This window comes from Sulfurimonas sp. ST-25, from assembly GCF_048079205.1.
In the GTDB taxonomy this organism is placed as follows: Bacteria; Campylobacterota; Campylobacteria; order Campylobacterales; family Sulfurimonadaceae; genus Thiomicrolovo; species Thiomicrolovo sulfuroxydans.
Genome location: NZ_CP182225.1, coordinates 537,955 through 556,290, shown reverse-complemented (window position 1 = coordinate 556,290; position 18,336 = coordinate 537,955). Strand labels below are relative to the sequence as shown.

General features: G+C 55.1%; 19 protein-coding genes. 14 read left to right on the top strand and 5 right to left on the bottom strand.

Annotated features, from left to right (window positions below; all coding sequences use genetic code 11):
• Window positions 1-85: 85 nt before the first annotated feature.
• On the bottom strand, window positions 86-973 hold the full coding sequence (locus ACM66T_RS02770) for an AraC family transcriptional regulator (protein ID WP_231020274.1): 888 nt from the start codon (window positions 971-973) through the stop codon (window positions 86-88).
• Window positions 974-1,125: 152 nt separating this feature from the next.
• Here ACM66T_RS02770 and ACM66T_RS02765 point away from each other — a divergent pair, with 152 nt between their 5' ends.
• Genes ACM66T_RS02765 through ACM66T_RS02750 form a run of 4 tightly spaced genes read left to right on the top strand, consistent with a single transcriptional unit; the run spans window position 1,126 to window position 4,236 of the window.
• The gene (locus tag ACM66T_RS02765; protein ID WP_231020273.1) at window positions 1,126-2,289 is read left to right on the top strand and encodes an NAD(P)-dependent alcohol dehydrogenase; all 1,164 of its coding nucleotides are present in this window, start codon (window positions 1,126-1,128) and stop codon (window positions 2,287-2,289) included.
• A 12-nt stretch (window positions 2,290-2,301) separates the two neighbouring features.
• Window positions 2,302-3,030, top strand: a complete 729-nt coding sequence (locus ACM66T_RS02760; RefSeq protein ID WP_231020272.1) for an SDR family NAD(P)-dependent oxidoreductase — start codon at window positions 2,302-2,304, stop codon at window positions 3,028-3,030.
• 25 nt (window positions 3,031-3,055) lie between these two features.
• Window positions 3,056-3,502: a cupin domain-containing protein gene (locus tag ACM66T_RS02755; protein ID WP_416768754.1), complete on the top strand. Its 447-nt coding sequence runs from the start codon at window positions 3,056-3,058 to the stop codon at window positions 3,500-3,502.
• A 2-nt stretch (window positions 3,503-3,504) separates the two neighbouring features.
• Entirely contained in the window at window positions 3,505-4,236 is a 732-nt protein-coding gene (locus ACM66T_RS02750) for a carboxymuconolactone decarboxylase family protein (protein ID WP_231020270.1), read from the top strand.
• 11 nt (window positions 4,237-4,247) lie between these two features.
• Here the strand turns inward: ACM66T_RS02750 and ACM66T_RS02745 are convergent, their stop codons facing one another.
• On the bottom strand, window positions 4,248-4,964 hold the full coding sequence (locus ACM66T_RS02745; RefSeq protein ID WP_231020269.1) for a glutamine amidotransferase: 717 nt from the start codon (window positions 4,962-4,964) through the stop codon (window positions 4,248-4,250).
• Between the two features lie 110 nt (window positions 4,965-5,074).
• A complete protein-coding gene (locus ACM66T_RS02740) occupies window positions 5,075-5,959 on the bottom strand; it encodes a helix-turn-helix domain-containing protein (protein WP_231020268.1) in 885 nt (294 codons plus the stop codon).
• 214 nt (window positions 5,960-6,173) lie between these two features.
• Here ACM66T_RS02740 and ACM66T_RS02735 point away from each other — a divergent pair, with 214 nt between their 5' ends.
• From ACM66T_RS02735 to ACM66T_RS02725, 3 genes are read left to right on the top strand one after another with little or no spacing between them, the layout of a single operon-like run.
• Complete coding sequence (locus ACM66T_RS02735) at window positions 6,174-6,986, top strand: SDR family NAD(P)-dependent oxidoreductase (protein ID WP_231020267.1); 813 nt, start codon at window positions 6,174-6,176, stop codon at window positions 6,984-6,986.
• Between the two features lie 26 nt (window positions 6,987-7,012).
• Complete coding sequence (locus ACM66T_RS02730; RefSeq protein WP_416768753.1) at window positions 7,013-7,618, top strand: NAD(P)/FAD-dependent oxidoreductase; 606 nt, start codon at window positions 7,013-7,015, stop codon at window positions 7,616-7,618.
• A gap of 27 nt (window positions 7,619-7,645) precedes the next feature.
• The gene (locus ACM66T_RS02725; protein WP_416768752.1) at window positions 7,646-8,065 is read left to right on the top strand and encodes a cyclophilin-like fold protein; all 420 of its coding nucleotides are present in this window, start codon (window positions 7,646-7,648) and stop codon (window positions 8,063-8,065) included.
• 21 nt (window positions 8,066-8,086) lie between these two features.
• On the opposite strand, the gene ACM66T_RS02720 is transcribed toward ACM66T_RS02725, so the two are convergent.
• Window positions 8,087-8,956, bottom strand: coding sequence for an AraC family transcriptional regulator (locus ACM66T_RS02720; protein WP_231020264.1), 870 nt, complete (start codon window positions 8,954-8,956; stop codon window positions 8,087-8,089).
• A gap of 111 nt (window positions 8,957-9,067) precedes the next feature.
• On the opposite strand from ACM66T_RS02720, the gene ACM66T_RS02715 reads away from it, so the two are divergent.
• From ACM66T_RS02715 to ACM66T_RS02700, 4 genes are all read left to right on the top strand, one after another.
• Complete coding sequence (locus ACM66T_RS02715) at window positions 9,068-9,655, top strand: DUF302 domain-containing protein (RefSeq protein ID WP_231020263.1); 588 nt, start codon at window positions 9,068-9,070, stop codon at window positions 9,653-9,655.
• 135 nt (window positions 9,656-9,790) lie between these two features.
• Window positions 9,791-10,243 carry a thiosulfate oxidation carrier protein SoxY gene (locus tag ACM66T_RS02710; protein ID WP_231020262.1) on the top strand — a complete coding sequence of 151 codons (453 nt, stop codon included), beginning with the start codon at window positions 9,791-9,793 and terminating at the stop codon, window positions 10,241-10,243.
• Between the two features lie 44 nt (window positions 10,244-10,287).
• A complete protein-coding gene (gene soxZ, locus ACM66T_RS02705) occupies window positions 10,288-10,593 on the top strand; it encodes a thiosulfate oxidation carrier complex protein SoxZ (protein WP_231019449.1) in 306 nt (101 codons plus the stop codon).
• Between the two features lie 166 nt (window positions 10,594-10,759).
• Complete coding sequence (locus tag ACM66T_RS02700) at window positions 10,760-11,908, top strand: iron-containing alcohol dehydrogenase (RefSeq protein WP_231020261.1); 1,149 nt, start codon at window positions 10,760-10,762, stop codon at window positions 11,906-11,908.
• Here ACM66T_RS02700 and ACM66T_RS02695 read toward each other — a convergent pair.
• Window positions 11,905-12,714, bottom strand: coding sequence for a TIGR00282 family metallophosphoesterase (locus ACM66T_RS02695; protein WP_231021212.1), 810 nt, complete (start codon window positions 12,712-12,714; stop codon window positions 11,905-11,907). The genes ACM66T_RS02700 and ACM66T_RS02695 overlap by 4 nt on opposite strands.
• Before the next feature lie 380 nt (window positions 12,715-13,094).
• Here ACM66T_RS02695 and ACM66T_RS02690 point away from each other — a divergent pair, with 380 nt between their 5' ends.
• From ACM66T_RS02690 to ACM66T_RS02680, 3 genes are all read left to right on the top strand, one after another.
• Window positions 13,095-15,758, top strand: coding sequence for a WD40 repeat domain-containing protein (locus ACM66T_RS02690; protein WP_231020260.1), 2,664 nt, complete (start codon window positions 13,095-13,097; stop codon window positions 15,756-15,758).
• Between the two features lie 256 nt (window positions 15,759-16,014).
• The gene (locus ACM66T_RS02685; protein ID WP_231020259.1) at window positions 16,015-17,748 is read left to right on the top strand and encodes an ankyrin repeat domain-containing protein; all 1,734 of its coding nucleotides are present in this window, start codon (window positions 16,015-16,017) and stop codon (window positions 17,746-17,748) included.
• Window positions 17,749-17,779: 31 nt separating this feature from the next.
• Window positions 17,780-18,280 carry a hypothetical protein gene (locus ACM66T_RS02680; protein WP_231020258.1) on the top strand — a complete coding sequence of 167 codons (501 nt, stop codon included), beginning with the start codon at window positions 17,780-17,782 and terminating at the stop codon, window positions 18,278-18,280.
• Window positions 18,281-18,336: the final 56 nt, after the last annotated feature.

Genomic DNA, 18,336 nt, shown 5'->3' with positions numbered 1-18,336 from the left:
ACCGGAGAAATATCACAGAGTTATTATAATTTTTTCTTTTTTGTCAAGTTCAACTTTACGTTTTTAGACGAAAAAAGGGGGGATTTTATAAACGGGTGTCGGCCTTGGGCGGCAGCCCGAACATTCTAGCGTATTCCCTGCTGAACTGCGACGGGCTTTCGTAGCCCACTTCGAAGGCGACCTCCGCCGCTTCGACGTCCCGCGACATCAGCAGCTGGCGCGCTTCCTGGAGGCGGAGACTCTTTTGGAACTGCAGCGGGCTCATCCCCGTGATCTTCTTGAAATTCGCGTAGAGAGATGATTCGCTCATGCCGACATGGTGTGCAAGCTCTTTGACCTGAAGCGCCTCGCGGAACTCGTCTTTGATCTTCGTAATCGCCTTGACAACCCGCTGGGTCGCGCTCCCGTCCATCACGTACTGCCGTATAAAATCGCCGCCCTCGTCGCGCATGATGTTATAGAGGATCTCCTTGGTAATGAGGGGTGCCATGACCGGGATGTCCTCGGGGGTGTCGAGGAGCCGTACCAGCCGTGTAACAGGGTCGAGGAGGCGCGGCTGCATGTCGCCGAAATAGAGCCCCCTTCTGGGACCCTTCGACGGGTTTGTCGACCGCCCCACCTCTTTGAGCACGTCGAAGATCTGCTCCATGCTAAAGGTAATGGTCAGCCCCATATAGGGGCGATCTTCCGATGCCTCGGTGATGCGGACCTGCGCGGGCATATGGACGGAGGCCAGCAGGTACATATCGGGATCGTAGGGGATAAGCTCCCCGTCCACGCCCACCTCTTTGGCACCCTGTGCGATGACACAGATGGAGGGTTCATAGATGGTCGCCAGCATGTTCGTCGGCGTCGTACTATAGTAAAAGGAGAGCGCATCGATAGGGGTAGATATGGCGTTTTCGCCCCGGAATGACGCCCCGATCCGGCTTTTGAGTTCCTCGCGATAACGGTCAAGCTGCAAAGTCTGCATCGTCACTCCTTATTTGGGCCATTATACAACTTTTGGAGAAATAGGCAATCAATAGAAAGGATCGTTCTATCCCCGGTTGGGAAATTGCTATACAATAAACTTATACAGGCGCTGCGTTTGGCAGCCAACCAATCCCACGCAAGGAGCCGCGGATGGAACACAAAACGAACGATCAGTCCAGAAGGGACTTTATCAAGAAATCGGCCGTGCTGGGAGCCGGTCTGGTTTTTATCGACCCGGCCACACTCTTCGCAGATGAAAAAGGAAAAACGATGAACGGAAACATTAAAACAAAAGGGTATGCGGTATTCGACACCAGCGGTGTTTTCAAGCCGTGGGAGTTCGAACGCCGTCCCGTCGGCGACAACGACGTCCTGATCGACATCAAGTACGCCTCGATCTGCCACTCGGACATCCACCAGATGAAAGGGCACTGGGGACCACAGCAGTACCCGCAGGTCCCGGGGCATGAGATCGTCGGTATCGTCGCCGCCGTTGGCAAGAACGTTACCGAGTTCAAAGTCGGCGACAGGGCCGGTGTGGGGTGTATGGTCGACGGCTGTACGACCTGCGAGAACGAAGAGCAGTACCAGCCCGACACCCTCTTCACCTACGGCTATCCGGACAAAAGAGAGCCGACAGGCATTTCTCAGGGCGGTTACTCGAAAAGCATCGTCGTCAGGGATCACTATGTGGTGCACATTCCCGAGAACCTCGACTTCAAAGTCGCGGCACCGCTGCTGTGCGCGGGGATCACGACCTACTCTCCCCTGATGAAATTCGATCTTAAAAAGGGGGACAAGGTCGGCGTGGCCGGCATCGGCGGTCTGGGGCATATGGCAATCAAGCTCGCCGTCTCCAAGGGTGCGGAGGTCTACGCCTTCACGACGTCGCCGGACAAGGCGGATGACATCCTGAAGTTCGGGGCGAAGGAGGCCATTGTCGTCGATGACCTCTCGAAAATTCAGCCCTACGCCGGAACGCTGGACTACATGGTCAGCACCATTCCCTACAAGCACAACATCGCGGCGTATATCGCGGCCGTGAAGCCGTACGGTGTCTTCACCTACGTCGGCATGCCGGATAATTTCGAGATCATGATGAACAACCTCGCCCTCTCCGCAACCCGCGTCAACTTCAATGCCTCGCTGATCGGCGGGATGAAAGAGACGCAGGAGGTGGTGGATTACTGTGCGGCCAACAAGATCTATCCCCAGATCGAGATGATCGAGGCCAAAGCGATCACCGAGGCGTGGAAAAAAGTGGAGAACAAAGAGGCACGCTATCGATACGTGATCGATTCGGCCACGATCTAAAGAGTCCAAACGATGGCAAAAGTATTCATTACCGGCTCCTCGGACGGGCTCGGGCTGCTCGCGGCGCGGATGCTCGTCGATGCGGGGCACGACGTCACCCTGCACGCCCGCAACGCCGAGCGCGCGGAAGATGCCAGGCGGCAGCTGCCCGGGGCCAGTGACATCCTGATTGCCGACCTCTCCGAGATGGGGGCCACCGTGAAGCTGGCCGAAGCGGCCAACGCCATCGGGCCCTTTGACACCGTCATCCACAACGCCGGCGTCTACCAGGCGCCGAAGCCCGCGATCTTTGCGGTCAACGTGCTTGCCCCCTACATCCTGACGGCGCTGATCGAGCCACCGAAACGGCTTGTTTACATCGGTTCCAACATGCACACGCAGGGCAGCGCAGACATACATGCTCTCTCGCCGGAGACGGGTGTCACCTACTCCGACTCCAAGCTGCTGGTATTGATGCTGGCCAAAGCCGTGGCGCGCCGATGGCCGGGCGTCCACGCCAACACCGTCGACCCCGGGTGGGTCCCCACCAAGATGGGCGGGAAAGGCGCGCCGGACGATCTGCAGGAGGGAGCACGGACCCAGGTATGGCTTGCCTCGGGCGGAGATGCCGCCGTCAGCGGCCGCTACTTTTTCCATATGGAAGAGGCGTCTTATGCCTCAAAAACCGACGACGCCGTCGCGCAGGAGGCGCTGCTGGCACGCTGCGAAGCGCTCAGCGGCATCCGCTTTCCGGCGGGTTGAACCCTGCCAATAAGGAGCAGACATTATGAAATACATGGACAAAAAACAATTCGACAAGACCAATATGTTCGGAACGGGCGTGCCCAATGAGATGTATGCGGAATACTTCATCGGGGACTCCTTTCTGAACCTCGCGATCAACCCGGAGGGCTCCCCCGCTTTCGTCGCCAACGTAACCTTCGAGCCGGGGTGCCGCAACAACTGGCACATCCACCACGCCGCAAGCGGCGGCGGGCAGCTGCTGATCTGTACGGCGGGCGAAGGGTGGTACCAAAAAGAGGGGGAAGAACCCGTCAGCCTGAAAGAAGGATCTGTTGCCTTCATTCCGACGGAAGTCAAACACTGGCACGGCGCCAAGGCCGACAGCTGGTTCAGCCACATCTCCGTGGAGATCCCGGGGACGGAAACGAGCAACGAGTGGCTGGAGCCCGTAGACGATGCCTACTACAACACGCTAAAAGCGAAAGGATAGAGATGCGAACCGGAATGATCACTTTTCTGTTTTCCCTCTTCAGCGTCACCTGCAGTTTTGCGGCAGAGATGGGTGGCCCCAAAGCAGTCGAAGCGCTCACTGCAAAAGAGCAGGCCATGATCCCCATCGCCGCGTTGACGGCAGCAGGCGACATGGAGCGGCTCAAACCCGCGTTGGAGAAAGGGCTGGATGCCGGTCTCAGCGTCAACGAAATCAAGGATATCCTTATCCAGCTCTACGCCTACTGCGGGTTCCCGCGCAGCCTCAACGGCATCAACACCTTTATGGAGGTCATGAAAGTGCGCGAGGCAGAGGGCATCAAGGATACGGTCGGCAAAGCGGCTTCGCCGCTGCCGAAGGGTATGGACAGGGACGCATACGGTGCAGAGATACGCCGAAAACTTATGGGCGTTACAGAAGAGCCTCCGGCCCAGGGCTACCAGCTCTTTACCCCGGTGATGGACACCTACCTTAAAGAGCACCTCTTCGCGGACATCTTCGCCCGGGACGTTCTGGACCACCGTAGCCGCGAGCTGGTCACCATCTCGGCGCTGGCCGCCATGCCCGGGACGGAGGGGCAGCTAAGGTTCCATCTGGGTGCCGCCATGAATACGGGATTGAGTGCCGATCAGATGGCGGCGTTCGTCGCCGTATTCGAGGCGAACGTTGGAGTGCGCGCAGCCGAGTCAGTACGACAACTGCTCCGAGACCTGCTCACAGCGGGGGACGGCTGAAAAAAGCGGCGTCACCCTTCACAGACGAGCTTCTCGAACCTCTTCAGGATCGCCGTCGCTTCGGCGGTTTCGCGCGCCGCTTCCAGCAGTGCCGCCCTCTTCTCCTCCCCGAACGGTTCGGATTTGGAAACCTCATCGATATAGGAGCGCATGACGGCCCTGTCGAACTCGGGGTGGAACTGCACACCCCAGGCACTCGGTCCCATCCTGAAGGCGTGGTTTTCATCGTGGGTGTTGAACGCGAGCCGCACGGCGCCTTCGGGCAGGGTGACGACCGTCTGGGAGTGGATGGTATGGGCATCAAAACGCTTCGGCAGGTCGCAAAAGAGCCTATCGTCCCGCGCGTTGTCGGTCAGGTCAATAGCGACCGTCCCTATCTCCATGCCGTTGCGGTGGTAACCCGAGACGCCGCCAAGGGCCTTGGCCAGGAGCTGGTGCCCGTAGCAGATCGCCAGCATCGGGATGCCCCGCGCCACTACTTCCGCCAGCCACGCCGCCGTCTGACGGCTCCAGGCCTCCTCTTCGGTGACCATAGAGTGCGAACCGGTGACGATCACACCGTCGCACCACGCCAGATCCGGCAGGGCGTCGCCCCCCTGGACGTTCACCGTAAACGGGCGCGATTGCGGCAACTCCAGCTTGTCAATGATCCAGTCTTCAAAATCATTATACGCGCTTCGGGTTGTACCGAACGTCGATCCTGTTTTGATAATGCAGATCTGCTTCACGCCGCCTCTTTTTTTGCGCTATTGTAATCGATGCCGAAGGGAGTTTCAGCCCGGCGCTCGCCCAAAATTTATGCAGTGCACTCCCCGTCTTCCTACAACAGGAACGGAGGCTACACGGCATTGTCTATACGGTACTGTTTCGGGCTTTTGCCGACTTTCTGTTTGAAAAATTTGGTGAACTGGGAGGCGTCATGAAAATTGAGCGCCGCGGCGATGCTGCCGACCCTCCTGTCGGTATAAACGAGCAGGTACTCGGCCTCCTTGACGATGCGTTTATGGATGTAGTGCAGCGCGCTCTTCCCCAGGTTTGCCTTGACCGTTTCGCTGAGATATTTCGGGGTCAGGTCGAGCAGCGCCGCGTAGTCGTCGACGCGCTTCATGGTCTTGAAGTTCTCTTCCAGCAAAGAGAGGAAACGGCTGCAGATGACGTCGCTCCGCGTTCTGGGCGCGTCGCTCCCCAGTTTCAGCTTCTCCCGTTTCAGGATCAGCAAAATCAGGTCCAGCAGGTGTTTCGCATAGAGGCCGCTGTCGATGTCGGACTTTTTGAGCTCGCGCTCGATCTCCTCAAAGATCTCTTTGACCCTGCCGAACAGCACCGGTTCCAGGTCGACGCTTTCGAGGTGTTTGTCATGAAAGGCCAGCAGCGACGGCTCTTCGGGGAAATCCTTCTCAAAGAGAATCACGTAATACCGCGTCGTGTCAAAAGTATCACGGAAGGAATGAATCGAACCCGGTGGCAGCAGGTGCAGGGAGTGCGCGTTGATGGTGTACTCGAACTGGTTCACGTAACGGATCGAGCCTCCCGCCAGGCAGAACACCATCGTGTAAAAATCGCACCGTACGGGCACCCCCTCCTTGCGCTGGGAGTTGCTCTGGAGGATGACAATGTCTGCGGGCCGGAAATCGTCCGCGAGGACATTCATGCCGAATACGGGGGCTTCGAGGTGGATCTGCCTGTAGCGATCGAGCGCCTGGGACATGCTCAACAGTTCCATAATAAATCCTGATCATTTCGCTAGGAAGTCATTTTAACGATTATACGTGCTTTTGTCCATTAGACAGTCAAAATATAGCGTTTATATTAAGTTTTTAAGCTCATTAATTTTTTAAATAAGAAAAATTGACAATAAATAGGAAATTTTACTCTTACACGGAAACAGGCCCACTGCTACAATAGTACCCAACAACCCAATTATGAAAGGACCTGAAATGTCTAAGAAAAATGTTCTGATTACCGGCGGTGCCAGAGGCATCGGTGCGGCCACGGCCAAAACCCTCGCCAGCGACGGCCACCGGGTATTCATCAACTACGTCAACAGCACCCAGGTCGCCAATGACCTGGCCTCGGCCATCAACGGTGCCGGCGGCGAAGCGTACCCCATCCAGGCGGATGTCCGGGACGAAGAAAGCATCAAAGCGATGTTCGACAAGATCAAAAGTGAACACGGCGGCGTCGACATTCTCGTCTCCAACGCCAATATGAACTTCACGCAAAAGCCCTTCATGGAGCAGAGCTGGGACGAATTTTCCCAGAAGCTCAATGACGAGATGCGCGCCTCCTACCTCTGTGCCCGGTACGCCGCGGCTTCGATGGTGGAAAAGAAGTTCGGCCGTCTGATCTTTATCTCCAGTACCCTCTCCGAGAGTCCGGCGCCCTCTTTCATCGCCCACGGTTCCGCCAAGGGCGCGCTGGACACCTTCAGCAAGTACCTTGCGCAGGAGCTGGGTGCGCACGGCATCACCTCCAATATCGTCGCGCCGGGCCTGGTGCTGACCGATGCGACAGAAGGCGCCCCGGAGGCGTTCAAGGAGTTCATCCGCTCCATGACGCCGACGCAGACGATCTCCAGACCCGAAGACGTCGCGAACGCCATCGGTTTTCGCCAAAGAGGAGAGCGGCCAGGTGACGGGGGCCTATCTCTCCGTCAGTGGCGGGGCTTACATGTCTTAGAAACCACTTTTGTAGTATCGGGCAATCCTGTGCCGGTATCGTGCTACCCCCTTACCGGGGTGGACTGCTAAAATAGACTCTATGCAAAGGAGAGAAGATGCAAAAATACGATGTCATTATCATCGGCGGCGGGGTTTCGGGCCTCTCGTGCGCCATCACGCTGGGATCGGCGGGGCCGAAAATGGAGGTCGCGAGCGCGAAAAATATCCTCGTCATCGACGCCGGCAAGTCCCACCTGAACATGGCGGAGCTCCATAACGTCCCGGGCGTCGCCGAGGGGACAAAGGGGCCCGAGCTCCTGGCCTCTTTGGCAGCGCGGGCGGAAGCCTATGAGAACGTCGTCCTCATCAAAGACACCGTCACCTCCGTCTCCGGGAGCGCCGGGGCCTTCACGGTCACGACCGAAGCAGGCGAAACCTTCGAAGCCGACACCGTCGTCTTTGCCAACGGGATGCAGACTATCAGTGTCGAGGGCATCGGCGCCCCCGTCGTCGACCACGTCCGCGCCCCGCGCCCCGGCATGGTGATGATCGAAAACAGTAACGGCGTCATCGGCGAAGGCAAGTATGTCACCGGCTGTGCGGCGGGTGCCACCTCCATGTTCGCCTCGGCGGCGGGCTACGGTGCGCAGACGGCGACCGACATCATCAGCGCATGGGCCGGCAAATACACCGTCATCCACGACGTGCTCAAAAAGCGCTAAACGGCACTGCCGGAGGGAGGGCACGGCATGAGAACATTTTTGATGATGATCTTCGTGGCGCTCTTCGCCCTGTCCCTGGCCGCCCGCGACGGAGGTAACCCCATGCAGATCAGCGTCCACGCCAACGGAAACACCACCCTTTTTCAACTCAACGACTCCCCGGCCGCCAAGGCACTCTACGACCAGCTTCCCCTCACCATCGAAGTCGAGGACTACGGCAGCAACGAAAAGATCTTCTACCCCCCGAAAAAGCTGCCGACAGAAGGCACACCCCCGGCGGATGCCAGGGCGGGAAGCCTCGCCTACTACGCCCCCTGGGGCGACGTCGTCATGTTCTACAGGGCGTTCGGAAAAGCAGGCGGGCTGTACGAGCTGGGGCATGCCGTCAAAGGCGGCGGGCATATTGAAACGATGTCCGGGGTCATCACGGTCGAAGCGGCGCAGTAAGCCGCGACGAGCCCCCTGCCCTCACTGGTTTTTCAGCTCCGAGGGCGGGAAGCCGAAGTGGCTTTTGAATTCGCGGCTGAACTGGGCGGGGCTTTCGTAGCCCACTTTGGACGCGGCGTCCGAGATCTTCATCTTGTCGAACATGATGTACTGCCGCGCCTTGTTGAGCCGGATCTTCTTGATGTACTGGATCGGCGAGTCGTTATAGATCTCTTTGAATTTTTTATGGAAATTCGCCTTGCGCATATTGGCCCTCTCGGCCAGGTCGTCGATGTTGATCTCCTGGTCGAGCTGGTTCTGTACCTCGTCGACGATGGTCGAGATCCTTGAAAAGTGGGTGAGCTGGCAGCAGAGCTGCAGCAGGTGCTCCCCCGCGCTCGTATTGATGATGCGGTAGTAGAGTTCATCGAGCACATTGTCGCCGAGGATTTTGGACTCCTGGGGATCGAGCAGAATTTTCATCAGCCGGTTGAAGGCGGACTCGATCTCCTCGTTCATCGTGCCGGTGACGACGTTCTTAGGCGTTTTAAAAGGGTCGGCCGGCGGCTGTTTTTCCATCAGCGTATGGATCTTCTGCAGCCGCTGCAGGTCCAGGTCGATGTAGACGCCCTTCATCACCTTGTCAAAGAGGAAGGTTTTGCATTCGGCGGGGTGGACGGTGGCGATGATCACGTACTGGCCGCTGCCGAGCGTCACCTGCTCGTCGTCGATGATCCCCCGGTTCTGCCCGCTGGCAATGAGGAAAATGCCGCGGTTGTAGAGGAGCTCCTTGCCGTGCTCATAATGGTCGCTTTTAAGCAGTTTGACCTTCTCGATATAGGTGGGTTTTACCCCCACTTCATGCTCGAAATCATACTTTTTGAAAAGCGCCTCGATGAGTTTTTCCTTCATGGTTGAAAGCTCCTTTTGTACAATTAGGCAACATTTTCGTAGATTTACCCATTCAAATCCATTAATAAATAGACTATTATTCATAGTGAAAACTTTATTGAAGGAAACGTAATGATAAAAGGTCTGATGACTTCACTGTTCGCGGTTGCCCTCACAATGCTGATGAGCGGCTGTTCTACGATGCACATGGGCTGGACTGCCGTCACGGGTCAGCACAAGCTTGACGACAACGCCATGGAAGCCTATGACAACATGTTCACCAAGGTTGTCGAGTACGGCGACCCTGCACGTGCCATGATGCAGGAGTGGCTGGTCAACGCCGACATCCCCAATGACGACGTCGCAGAGACAATCAAGTCCCTCGCGGAAGAGTACAACATGCGCGTTACCGGCGACATCAAAATGTACACCAAAGACGACGCGGCACCCGAAGAGGTCAAGCACGCGCGCATCTTCTCCCTGTGCAGCCTGCCGATCGCGAAGGTCTTCCTCAACCATTCACGCTACTACGGCGGGTTCATGCCGTGCCGCATCATGCTCGTCGAGTACGGCAACGGCGACCGCTGGCTCGTTAGCATGGACATGACCCTGGCGATCCACGGCGGTTACGAGCTGCCCGAAGATATGCTGAAGATGGCCCTCTCCGTCAAAAAGGCGATGGATGAGATCCCGGCTCGCGCGGCGATCGGCGACTTCTAATTTACTCCCTTTGCACTGCGGCACCCTCCGACGCCGCGGTGTTCACAATCAATTCACATTAGTACGCTACATTAACACTGTGATTACATCATGCTCCGCAAGAGCAATTTAGATCTCGAACCAAAGGATAACCCTATGCAAAGAAGAACATTCCTCTCCATGGCAGCCGGCGCCTGTGCCCTCGCTGCGGTACCGGCAAGCGTCCTGGCGGAAGATTTCCGTAAATCCAAGCCGACAGTTTGGACAGCGAAAACTGTCGACGACGCCCTCAAAGCGATGTACGGCACAACGGCAACTGTCGCTGAAGGCGTCACAGTCGTCGCTCCGGACGTTGCAAGCAACGGTGGTGCGGTTCCGGTTGATGTCAAGTCTGACATCGCTGCAAAATCCGTCATGATCGTCCAGAACGTCAACCCGGAATCTGCGGTTATCGTTTACGACCTCAACGAGTACAGCATCATCGACTTCTCCATCAAGATCAAGATGAAAGCTTCCGGTACGATCACAGCAATCGTACAGGGTAACGACGGCAAGCTCTACAGCGGATCCAAAACACTCGACGTTGCACTCGGTGGTTGTGAGGGCTGATCGCCCCCACTTGCAGAAAATAGAAAGTATAGAAAGGTAATATCATGAGAATCAAAGCAAAACTCAAAGGTAATGTTGTTTCTGTAAAAGCGATGGCGAAGCACGACATGTGGACATACGATATCGCTGAGAAGAAAACCGGCGACCGCAACAACGCGAACTTCATCACGCACATCGACGCTAAAGTCGGCGCGGCAACTGTTATGGATGCTTCTGTCAGCCAGTTCCTCTCCAAGAACCCGATCTTCAAATTCGCGTTCAAAGGCGACTTCAAAGCGGGTGACGAACTCGTTATGACTTGGGTTGACCTCAAGGGCAACACCAAGACTTCCAAAGCCAAAATCAAATAATTTTCCAGTGGGCGCCCCGCGCGTCCCGCCCCTTTCCCACTCTCACCTTCACAAATCCGTCACATTTATGAAACGCTTGGAGAATCAGGCAACTCCCGCATAGCATCGTTCTACCGCGTAAACGCAAATCCCCCTATAATTATCCAAAAGCATCCAGGAGAAAAATATGACCGATTTTACCTATCATAACCCCACCAAGATCGAATTCGGAAGAGACAAGGAAAAAGCCATCGGCGACCACATCGCCGCGGCGGGCATCAAGAAGGTGCTGCTCACCTTCGGCAGCGACCGCATCAAAAAAGACGGCCTCTTCGACACCGTCGTCGCCAGCCTGAAAGCGAACGGCATCGAGTACGTCGAACTGGGCGGCATCGTCAGCAACCCGCTGCTCTCGAAGGTGTACGAGGGGGTCGAGGCGGCGAAGAGCGAGGGCGTCGGGGCTATCCTCAGCGTCGGCGGCGGTTCCGTTTTGGACAGCTCCAAGGCCATCGCGGCAGGGAGCCTCTACGACGGGGACGTCTGGGACTTCTTCATCGGCAAAAGCGTCATCGAAAAAGCACTGCCGGTCTTTGACATCATCACCCTCGCCGCGACGGGGAGCGAGATGAACACCTACGCCGTCGTCACCAACGAGAAAACGCAGCAGAAGTTCTCCATCGCCTCGCCCCACGTCTACCCGCGGGTCTCCGTCGTCAACCCGGAGCTGCAGAAGTCCGTCTCCAAGGAGTACCTCGTCTACTCCGCCGCGGACATCATTGCCCACTCCATCGAGGGGTACTTTACCGCCTCGTACCACCCCGACATCATCGCGAAGTACATCGAGGCGAACATCTCCACCGTCATGAGCACGACGGAGACGCTTCTGGCCGACCCGGACGACTACGACGCCCGCGGCGAGTTCGCCTGGGCGGCGACGCAGGCGCTCAACGGCACGACCACCCTCGGTGTCGCGGGCTACAGCTTCCCCAACCACATGATCGAGCACAGCCTCTCGGCGCTCTTTAACGTCGCCCACGGCGCGGGCCTCTCCGTCATCATGCCCGCGTGGATGAAGTGGTACCATAAGCAGAACGAAGCCCAGTTCGAACGGTTTGCAAAGAATCTGTTTGGAAAAGAGAGTGCCATGGAGGGAATAGAAGCGCTGGAGCAGTGGTTCGACAAGGTCGGCACGCCGACCAAGCTGTCGCAGTTCTCGATCAAAGAGAGTGACATCGACGCCATCGTCGAAAACGCCGCGGCGAACGCGAAGATGTTCGGCCTGGCCGACACCTACACCGAGGACGTTCTGAAAACGATCCTCAAACTGGCGCTCTAAACTTCCCAGGCGTCGGTGACGATCTCGCGCCCGTCGTCGAAGGTCTTGATCTTCCTGGCGCTCACGCAGCGCCCCTTCTCGTCCAGCTCGAACACGGCCGTCTGCAGAATCTTTTTACATTTTTCCGGGACGTTGAAGTGGCCGGGAAGGCCTGTCAGGAAGCGCTGCAGCGGGATCTTGGGGTCCATCCCGATGACGTTGTCGCGGCAGCCGCTGAGGCCCAGGTCCGTGACGTAGCCCGTGCCGCCGTCGATCTGCAAATCGTCCGTCGCCACGTGGGTATGGGTGCCGATGATGGCGCTGACGTGGCCCTTTAGCATCATGAGCAGCGCCCTTTTCTCGCTCGTCGCCTCGGCGTGCATATCGACAAGGATGACTTCGGCCCCCTCGCGCCGCAGCGCCTCGACGCTCTTCTGCGCGCAGATGAAGGGGTTGTCGACCATCGGCATGGCGTAGTAGCCCATGACGTTGAGCACACCGACTTTGACGCCGTTCACCTCGTACATGCCCGTGCCCTTGCCCGGCATCGCCTCGGGGTAGTTGTGCGGACGCAACAGCGGCAGCTTTTCAAAAAGGGGGATGATCTCTTTCTTGTCAAAGCTGTGGTTGCCCCCGGTCATAACGTCCACGCCTGCGCCGAAGAGCTCGTCGGCGTTCTTGGCGGTCAGCCCGAAGCCGTGGCTGGCGTTCTCGTAGTTGGCCACGACGAAGTCGATGCCGTGCTCCTTCTTGAGCCGCGGCAGGTGCTGCTTGATCATCGACCGACCCGGCCGCCCGACAACGTCACCGATCATTGCTACTGTAATTGCTTTCATAAACGCTATTCTACCCTGAACGTTTTAAACCGAACGCGCAGTGCCGGCTGGGAAACGAAAGTAACAGAGGGGCTTCTGCTTTTCCATGTAAGGAGAAGGGTTCATGACGCGCGGCAAACTGAAAAATCTTTTTTAACCAAATTTAATCTACAATATGACCACCGATGAAATTCCAGGAAACAATCATGAAAAAAACTTTGCTATTACTCTGTCTGACAGCTTTGCTCCACAGTGCGGAGCGCGAGACATGCTTTGAGGCGTACCGCGCTGAAAAAATCTCGAAGCAGGCGCTGGTGAAGTGCCTGGATTCCCTACCCGAGGCAAAGCCGGAAGAACATGCAGAAAAAACGCATAAAGAAACTACAAACGCATTGGGACTATATCTCGCCAACACGCTTCCCTATCAGGCGACCCGATACGTAGAATCATTCGACTGCTTCAACAAAGACGACAAGACGATGCTCTATACGTACACACTTGCACTCAAATACCGGATGCAACATGTCGAAAGTATGGAAGATCTTGAAAAGAGCGATCTAGACTACTGGAGGCTTTGGCATATTGTGAGCGACATTGGGAGTGCCTGCAAGCTCCATTATTCATTTGACAATGTTCTCGAAGCGATCATCACCCCGACAGAAAGCGATCGAAAAGTACTGAAAAAACTGCGCAGGGTGGAGGGACGCATTCACACGGACGGATCATCGGAGTCGTCAAAACGGATGCGCGAGTATGACGCCAAACTCCGCGCCCGTGTTTTAGCGAACAAGCCGGTATACAGCGTCGAACCGAAAGGTGACGACAAACGCGATTATGACCTCACATCGCTCAAGCAGCTGCCTGAAAATACGATACCGCGTAATGTTTATGAAAGTATCGACCATATGGAGACTACCCGCAAAAACAAGGAGATGCTGTTCAGACTTGCCTATCTCAAAGAGGAGATACTCCGCAATTACGACCGTCCCAAAAAGCGGCACGCGATGCAGCAGGAGATCGTCTATCTCGAACAGTGCCAGCGGCGGCTGGATCTGTATCAAAAGAGCGGTGACAGACTGAACGAAAAGCGCAAGCTGGTATCTTCAATTACTTCCTATTCAAACTATTACCCACTGAAAACCGACTTTCTGCCCAACGAGATCAGCGCATACTGTGAGAACAATATCACGGCGATGACGCTTGCTCCCGTCGACGTCGCTATTGAAAAACCGGCGCCCAAACATAACAAGATGCCCGTATTCGCCACATCCCAGGCGTACATCAACAGCTACGGCAGAGCCCCCGGAACCAAGACGAAGATGCAGGCGTACCTCAACGAGATCAGAGCGGCGATAGGGAAGCAGAACGGCGATATCGGCACGGGCCTGAAGGTACTCCGCCTGCAAGACTGCATCAAAGACGAAACGCCTTTTCTTCAGTTGCTGAAAACTGACATCGAACAGGAGGGGCTCAAAGAGGCGTTCGGCACCTATGTGGTACAGCCGATGTTCTGGTGGGCGACAACCATCGGTATGAAGATGAAGCAGGAGGGAGAGAGTGAAGAACTCAAGCACTTCTTCGACTGCAACCAGACGGCGCTTTTACAACCCAAAGCCGCCACGACGGTCCGGAAGACGGCGGCACAAAAGCCCGGTTTCACAAGAGCTGCCATGGGAGCCGGGATCAGTCAGAAAGACAGCATCCTCAAGTATTACGCCAAGGTCTTTGAAAACAGACCTACTCACGACCTGACCAACAGTAAAGCCGTTGAAGCCGGGATTATCGACAGCAAATGGATCGATCAGGAGAACAAGATCATTCCGGCTTTCGGCAGCAGCGTCCGTATCGAGGGGATGCCCCAGGGCGGCATGAAGCTGACATACGAAGGCGTTCCCGGCGGAAACCTCTGCAGCGGTTTTGTGACTATGAACAAGAATGACGCCATCCATTTTGACAGGAAAAGGTATCAAGGCATCGACTACATCCTCCTCAACAACCACAAGCTCCGGATCAACCATATGGTCGGCAAGCATGTAGAGCGCCTGTGCGGCGAACAGGAGGAAAACAGCGTTTCGTTTGTCAAAGAACGGACGACCAAAGAGTACCAATACGGCCCCCAACCCATTGCCAGCGCTTTTGACGTGGCCCAAAAAGCCGACGTGATCATGGAGACACGCCATGCTCCATACGGTTTCGCACACTCCGATAGAGGCAGCAGTTTTTTTGTCAGCGGTCAGGACGCCAGAATATTTGACAAAGAACGGAAGCTTCCTCCCAAAGCCCTCCCCCGGGACATGGCTTACAGTTTCCAACCCGTGATGTCACCCGACGGCAAAACGCTGGCAGTTGGGAGCAGGGACAAAATATACCTTTGGGATATTCAGGGAAACAAACTTCGGAAAACACTTGACGGTCTGCCCAAAGGTGCCAAGAACCTCATGCATTTTTTGTCAGACAATAAAACCCTGGTGGCCGGGGCAGGCAAAAGCATCTATTTTTTCAATACGGAGAATGAAAATATCATAGAGATCACTCCGAAATTCATTGAAAAGGAGAAGAAATATTTTACACCGAGGATCAGCGCTGTCGGGGAATCGCCGGATGGTACGACGATTTACATCGGCAGCAGCAACGGGCATGTGGAGCGTTGGCAGAAAAAGGGAAGTGGTACGGGAAATATGAAATTCACCTACTCGGACACCATCGAAGACAAACAGGTCCGCGATATCGGTGCCATCGCCCACGATCCGAGGAACTCTGATCATTTGATGGTCTGCAACGGGCAAAACATCCGTTTTTGGGATGTGAACAAAAAATCGATCGTCGAGACCCTTGACGCCGATTTTTATATGCAGTGCAAGCACCTCGAAATGAGCAAAGACCACAGGTATCTTATGGCGTCAAGCCAATCTGGCGTATTTCTATGGAAACTGGGCAGCAAGGTCCAGTATGAGGTTCTCACCGGCGGGGACATCAGAGGCGCCATCTTCATAGACGAAAATCATATTGCCACGATCGGCAGGGAGATTGCGTTGTGGCAGCTGGAGGCAAAATAGCTGCTACCGCAACCATACTGAAGCATATGCGATCTTTACAGTAGCCGCGGCAGGTGCTGTTTTATCATCAACCGCCCCGGCCGCCCGACGACGTCACCGATCATTGCTACTTTCAACCTATTCATGGGTAGCAATGTAGCTGTATCGGACTGAAAAAGCTGTTGTTTGGCTTTCCCTGCAGGATACGCCTGCGCGATTCCCTGATTTCAAAAGATTCGATAAATGTTTTTTATGATAAAAACAATATAATTTTTTTATGTTTAAAAATATTTCTATTACAACCGCACTCACGAGGATTGTCGCATTCCTCTCCGACATCTTTCTGGTAAGCCTGGTCATCGTACTCTTTCTGCCACTTCTGCCGAAGTCGTATGTATCACTCTTTCCCTACGCCCTCATAGGTTTCTTTTGGCTTTACCGCGTATTTCTCCCGCTTTCTCCCCTGCGGGGCACCCTTGGGAAAAAACTATTCGGCCTGACCCTGGAGAGGGATAATTCCGAGCCACTGACATTTCGAACATTGGCCATTCGTGAAACAATCGTACTGGGATATTTCCTTTACGTGTCCGCTGCACTCAAAGTCTCTGAGCTTACGCACGGCAACCCGTCAATCCTCCTGTTTCTTAGCCTCTCGCTCCTGCCGGTACTGCTGATAATTCTGAGTCGGGACAAACGGTCCTTGCATGACCGGATCGCCCTTACTGTCGTCCTCGATACGATTGAGAGCAGTGCTCCGCCGCTACGCACTTTCAGAAGACTTTTGCGCACTGTCGCCATCCTGGGCTTACTGATCATCACAGGCTACTACATGCTCTTTGCCAGCGTCATGTGGCGAGCGGCTCAACAAGCACAGGCGCTATACGATCAATCATACCAACGGACCTATCCCACAAACGACTATGGCGATGCTCGTATCCGCTTCTATGCCGATGCGCTGAACGTCTATGTCCCGCGCTACATCGATGCCGAAGACGAATATGACATTTTTGCCAATGACATCAAATCGGAACTCGCCCAGAACTGTATCGACCGTCTCCAAAAACTGCACGATCCGGAAAGTACCGGTGAAGGCCGCTCCTTCTACAAAAATGCGCGAAACGCCTATGTCGCGAATGATAAAATTGATCTCGCCCAGGAGCAGGAAGCGTACTCAAGCAGCCGCTTTTATGTCGTCGACACGAACTTGATCAACGAGATCGAGAGAGATATTACGGGACTTTCAGCGCGGAGCCTCCATAGCCCGTGCGATGACAGCGTCAATGTTGAAATCCTCTATGACAGCTTTGCCAAAAAATATTTCGAATCATTCGAACATCAGCTCTTTCTCGAAGACGAAGATAAACGATGGTATGAAACCTTCAAGGAACACCATCCGGAGCTGATACTGCTGCAAGAACAAAAAGCGCTGGAGGCTAAACTAGATGACGAAGAACGTCTTATCAGAAAAAAAGAAGCCCGCAAAAAGATGTTGGCACGCTTGCGCTACGATCGTTCTCTCAAACGAGGACCTTCCATTTTTTACGTCATTGCCAACGATCAAGAAAAGGTATTGGATGAACTGCTTCGCGACCGTTCCATTCTTGAGGTACGCAACGGCAACAGCTTTACACCGCTGTTTTATGCCGTCCGACTGCGCAAAGAACAGAGTGTAAAAAAACTACTACTCAACGGTGCAGACATGTACGCGGATTTGCACAGGATGACTCCCTTTGATGTCGCGGTCACCGATGGAGACCGATCTATTCCGATCATCAAGATGTTCCTGGAACACGGTTACGATGTGAATTATCAATATCTTAGAGGCTCAACGGCACTGACAATTGCCGCCAAGAAATGTAGGAACTTTGCACTTGTCGAATTACTTCTGTCCAGTGGAGCCGACCCTGCTCTCAAAGACAAATTCGGCGGAGACACATTGACCCGCATACAAGCGTCTTGCAAGGGGAAAAATCTTGAGCGTATGCAGGAACTGATCGCTAAATACCCGTGATCGATCCAAACTGGCTATACTCACTCTTAGTATGAAAACAGTGACTGCCGCCGTGATATCGCTTCTGTTGTTGCAAGGGTGCAGTCCAACGCTGTCGCCGATGGCCAAGCGTCTGCTGGACGAAACAGGAGACGGCGCCGCGGTGACTATTTGCTACCCAAAATCATCGAACCTCATCCTCTCGGTGCATAGTGTCGGCATCATGGTGGACGGTACCTTTGCCTTTTATCTGCACGGCGGAGAGCGCATCACCTTTCCTATCCCGCCGGGAACGCACGAGCTCGGCGTTTCCGATTCATCCTCCCCCTATTTCACGCACCTGGAAAGCCTTGCTTTCACGGCAGAGGTGAACGGTTCGAATTTCTTTGAGACCTACCCTGTATTTGAAGGGGTCACCTTTGTTCCCTACGGATTCATCCCCATTCCGGGGCCGGATATCCGTTACAAGCTTTTTGAGGTGGACAATGAGCGTGCCGCGCTGCTAAAGACGAAGCAGGTCGACGCGAACGACAGGATAATGCCGGAGCAGTAACCGACTTGAGATACCGCTATATCTTGAGCCGCAGCAGGTGCTGTTTTATCATCGAC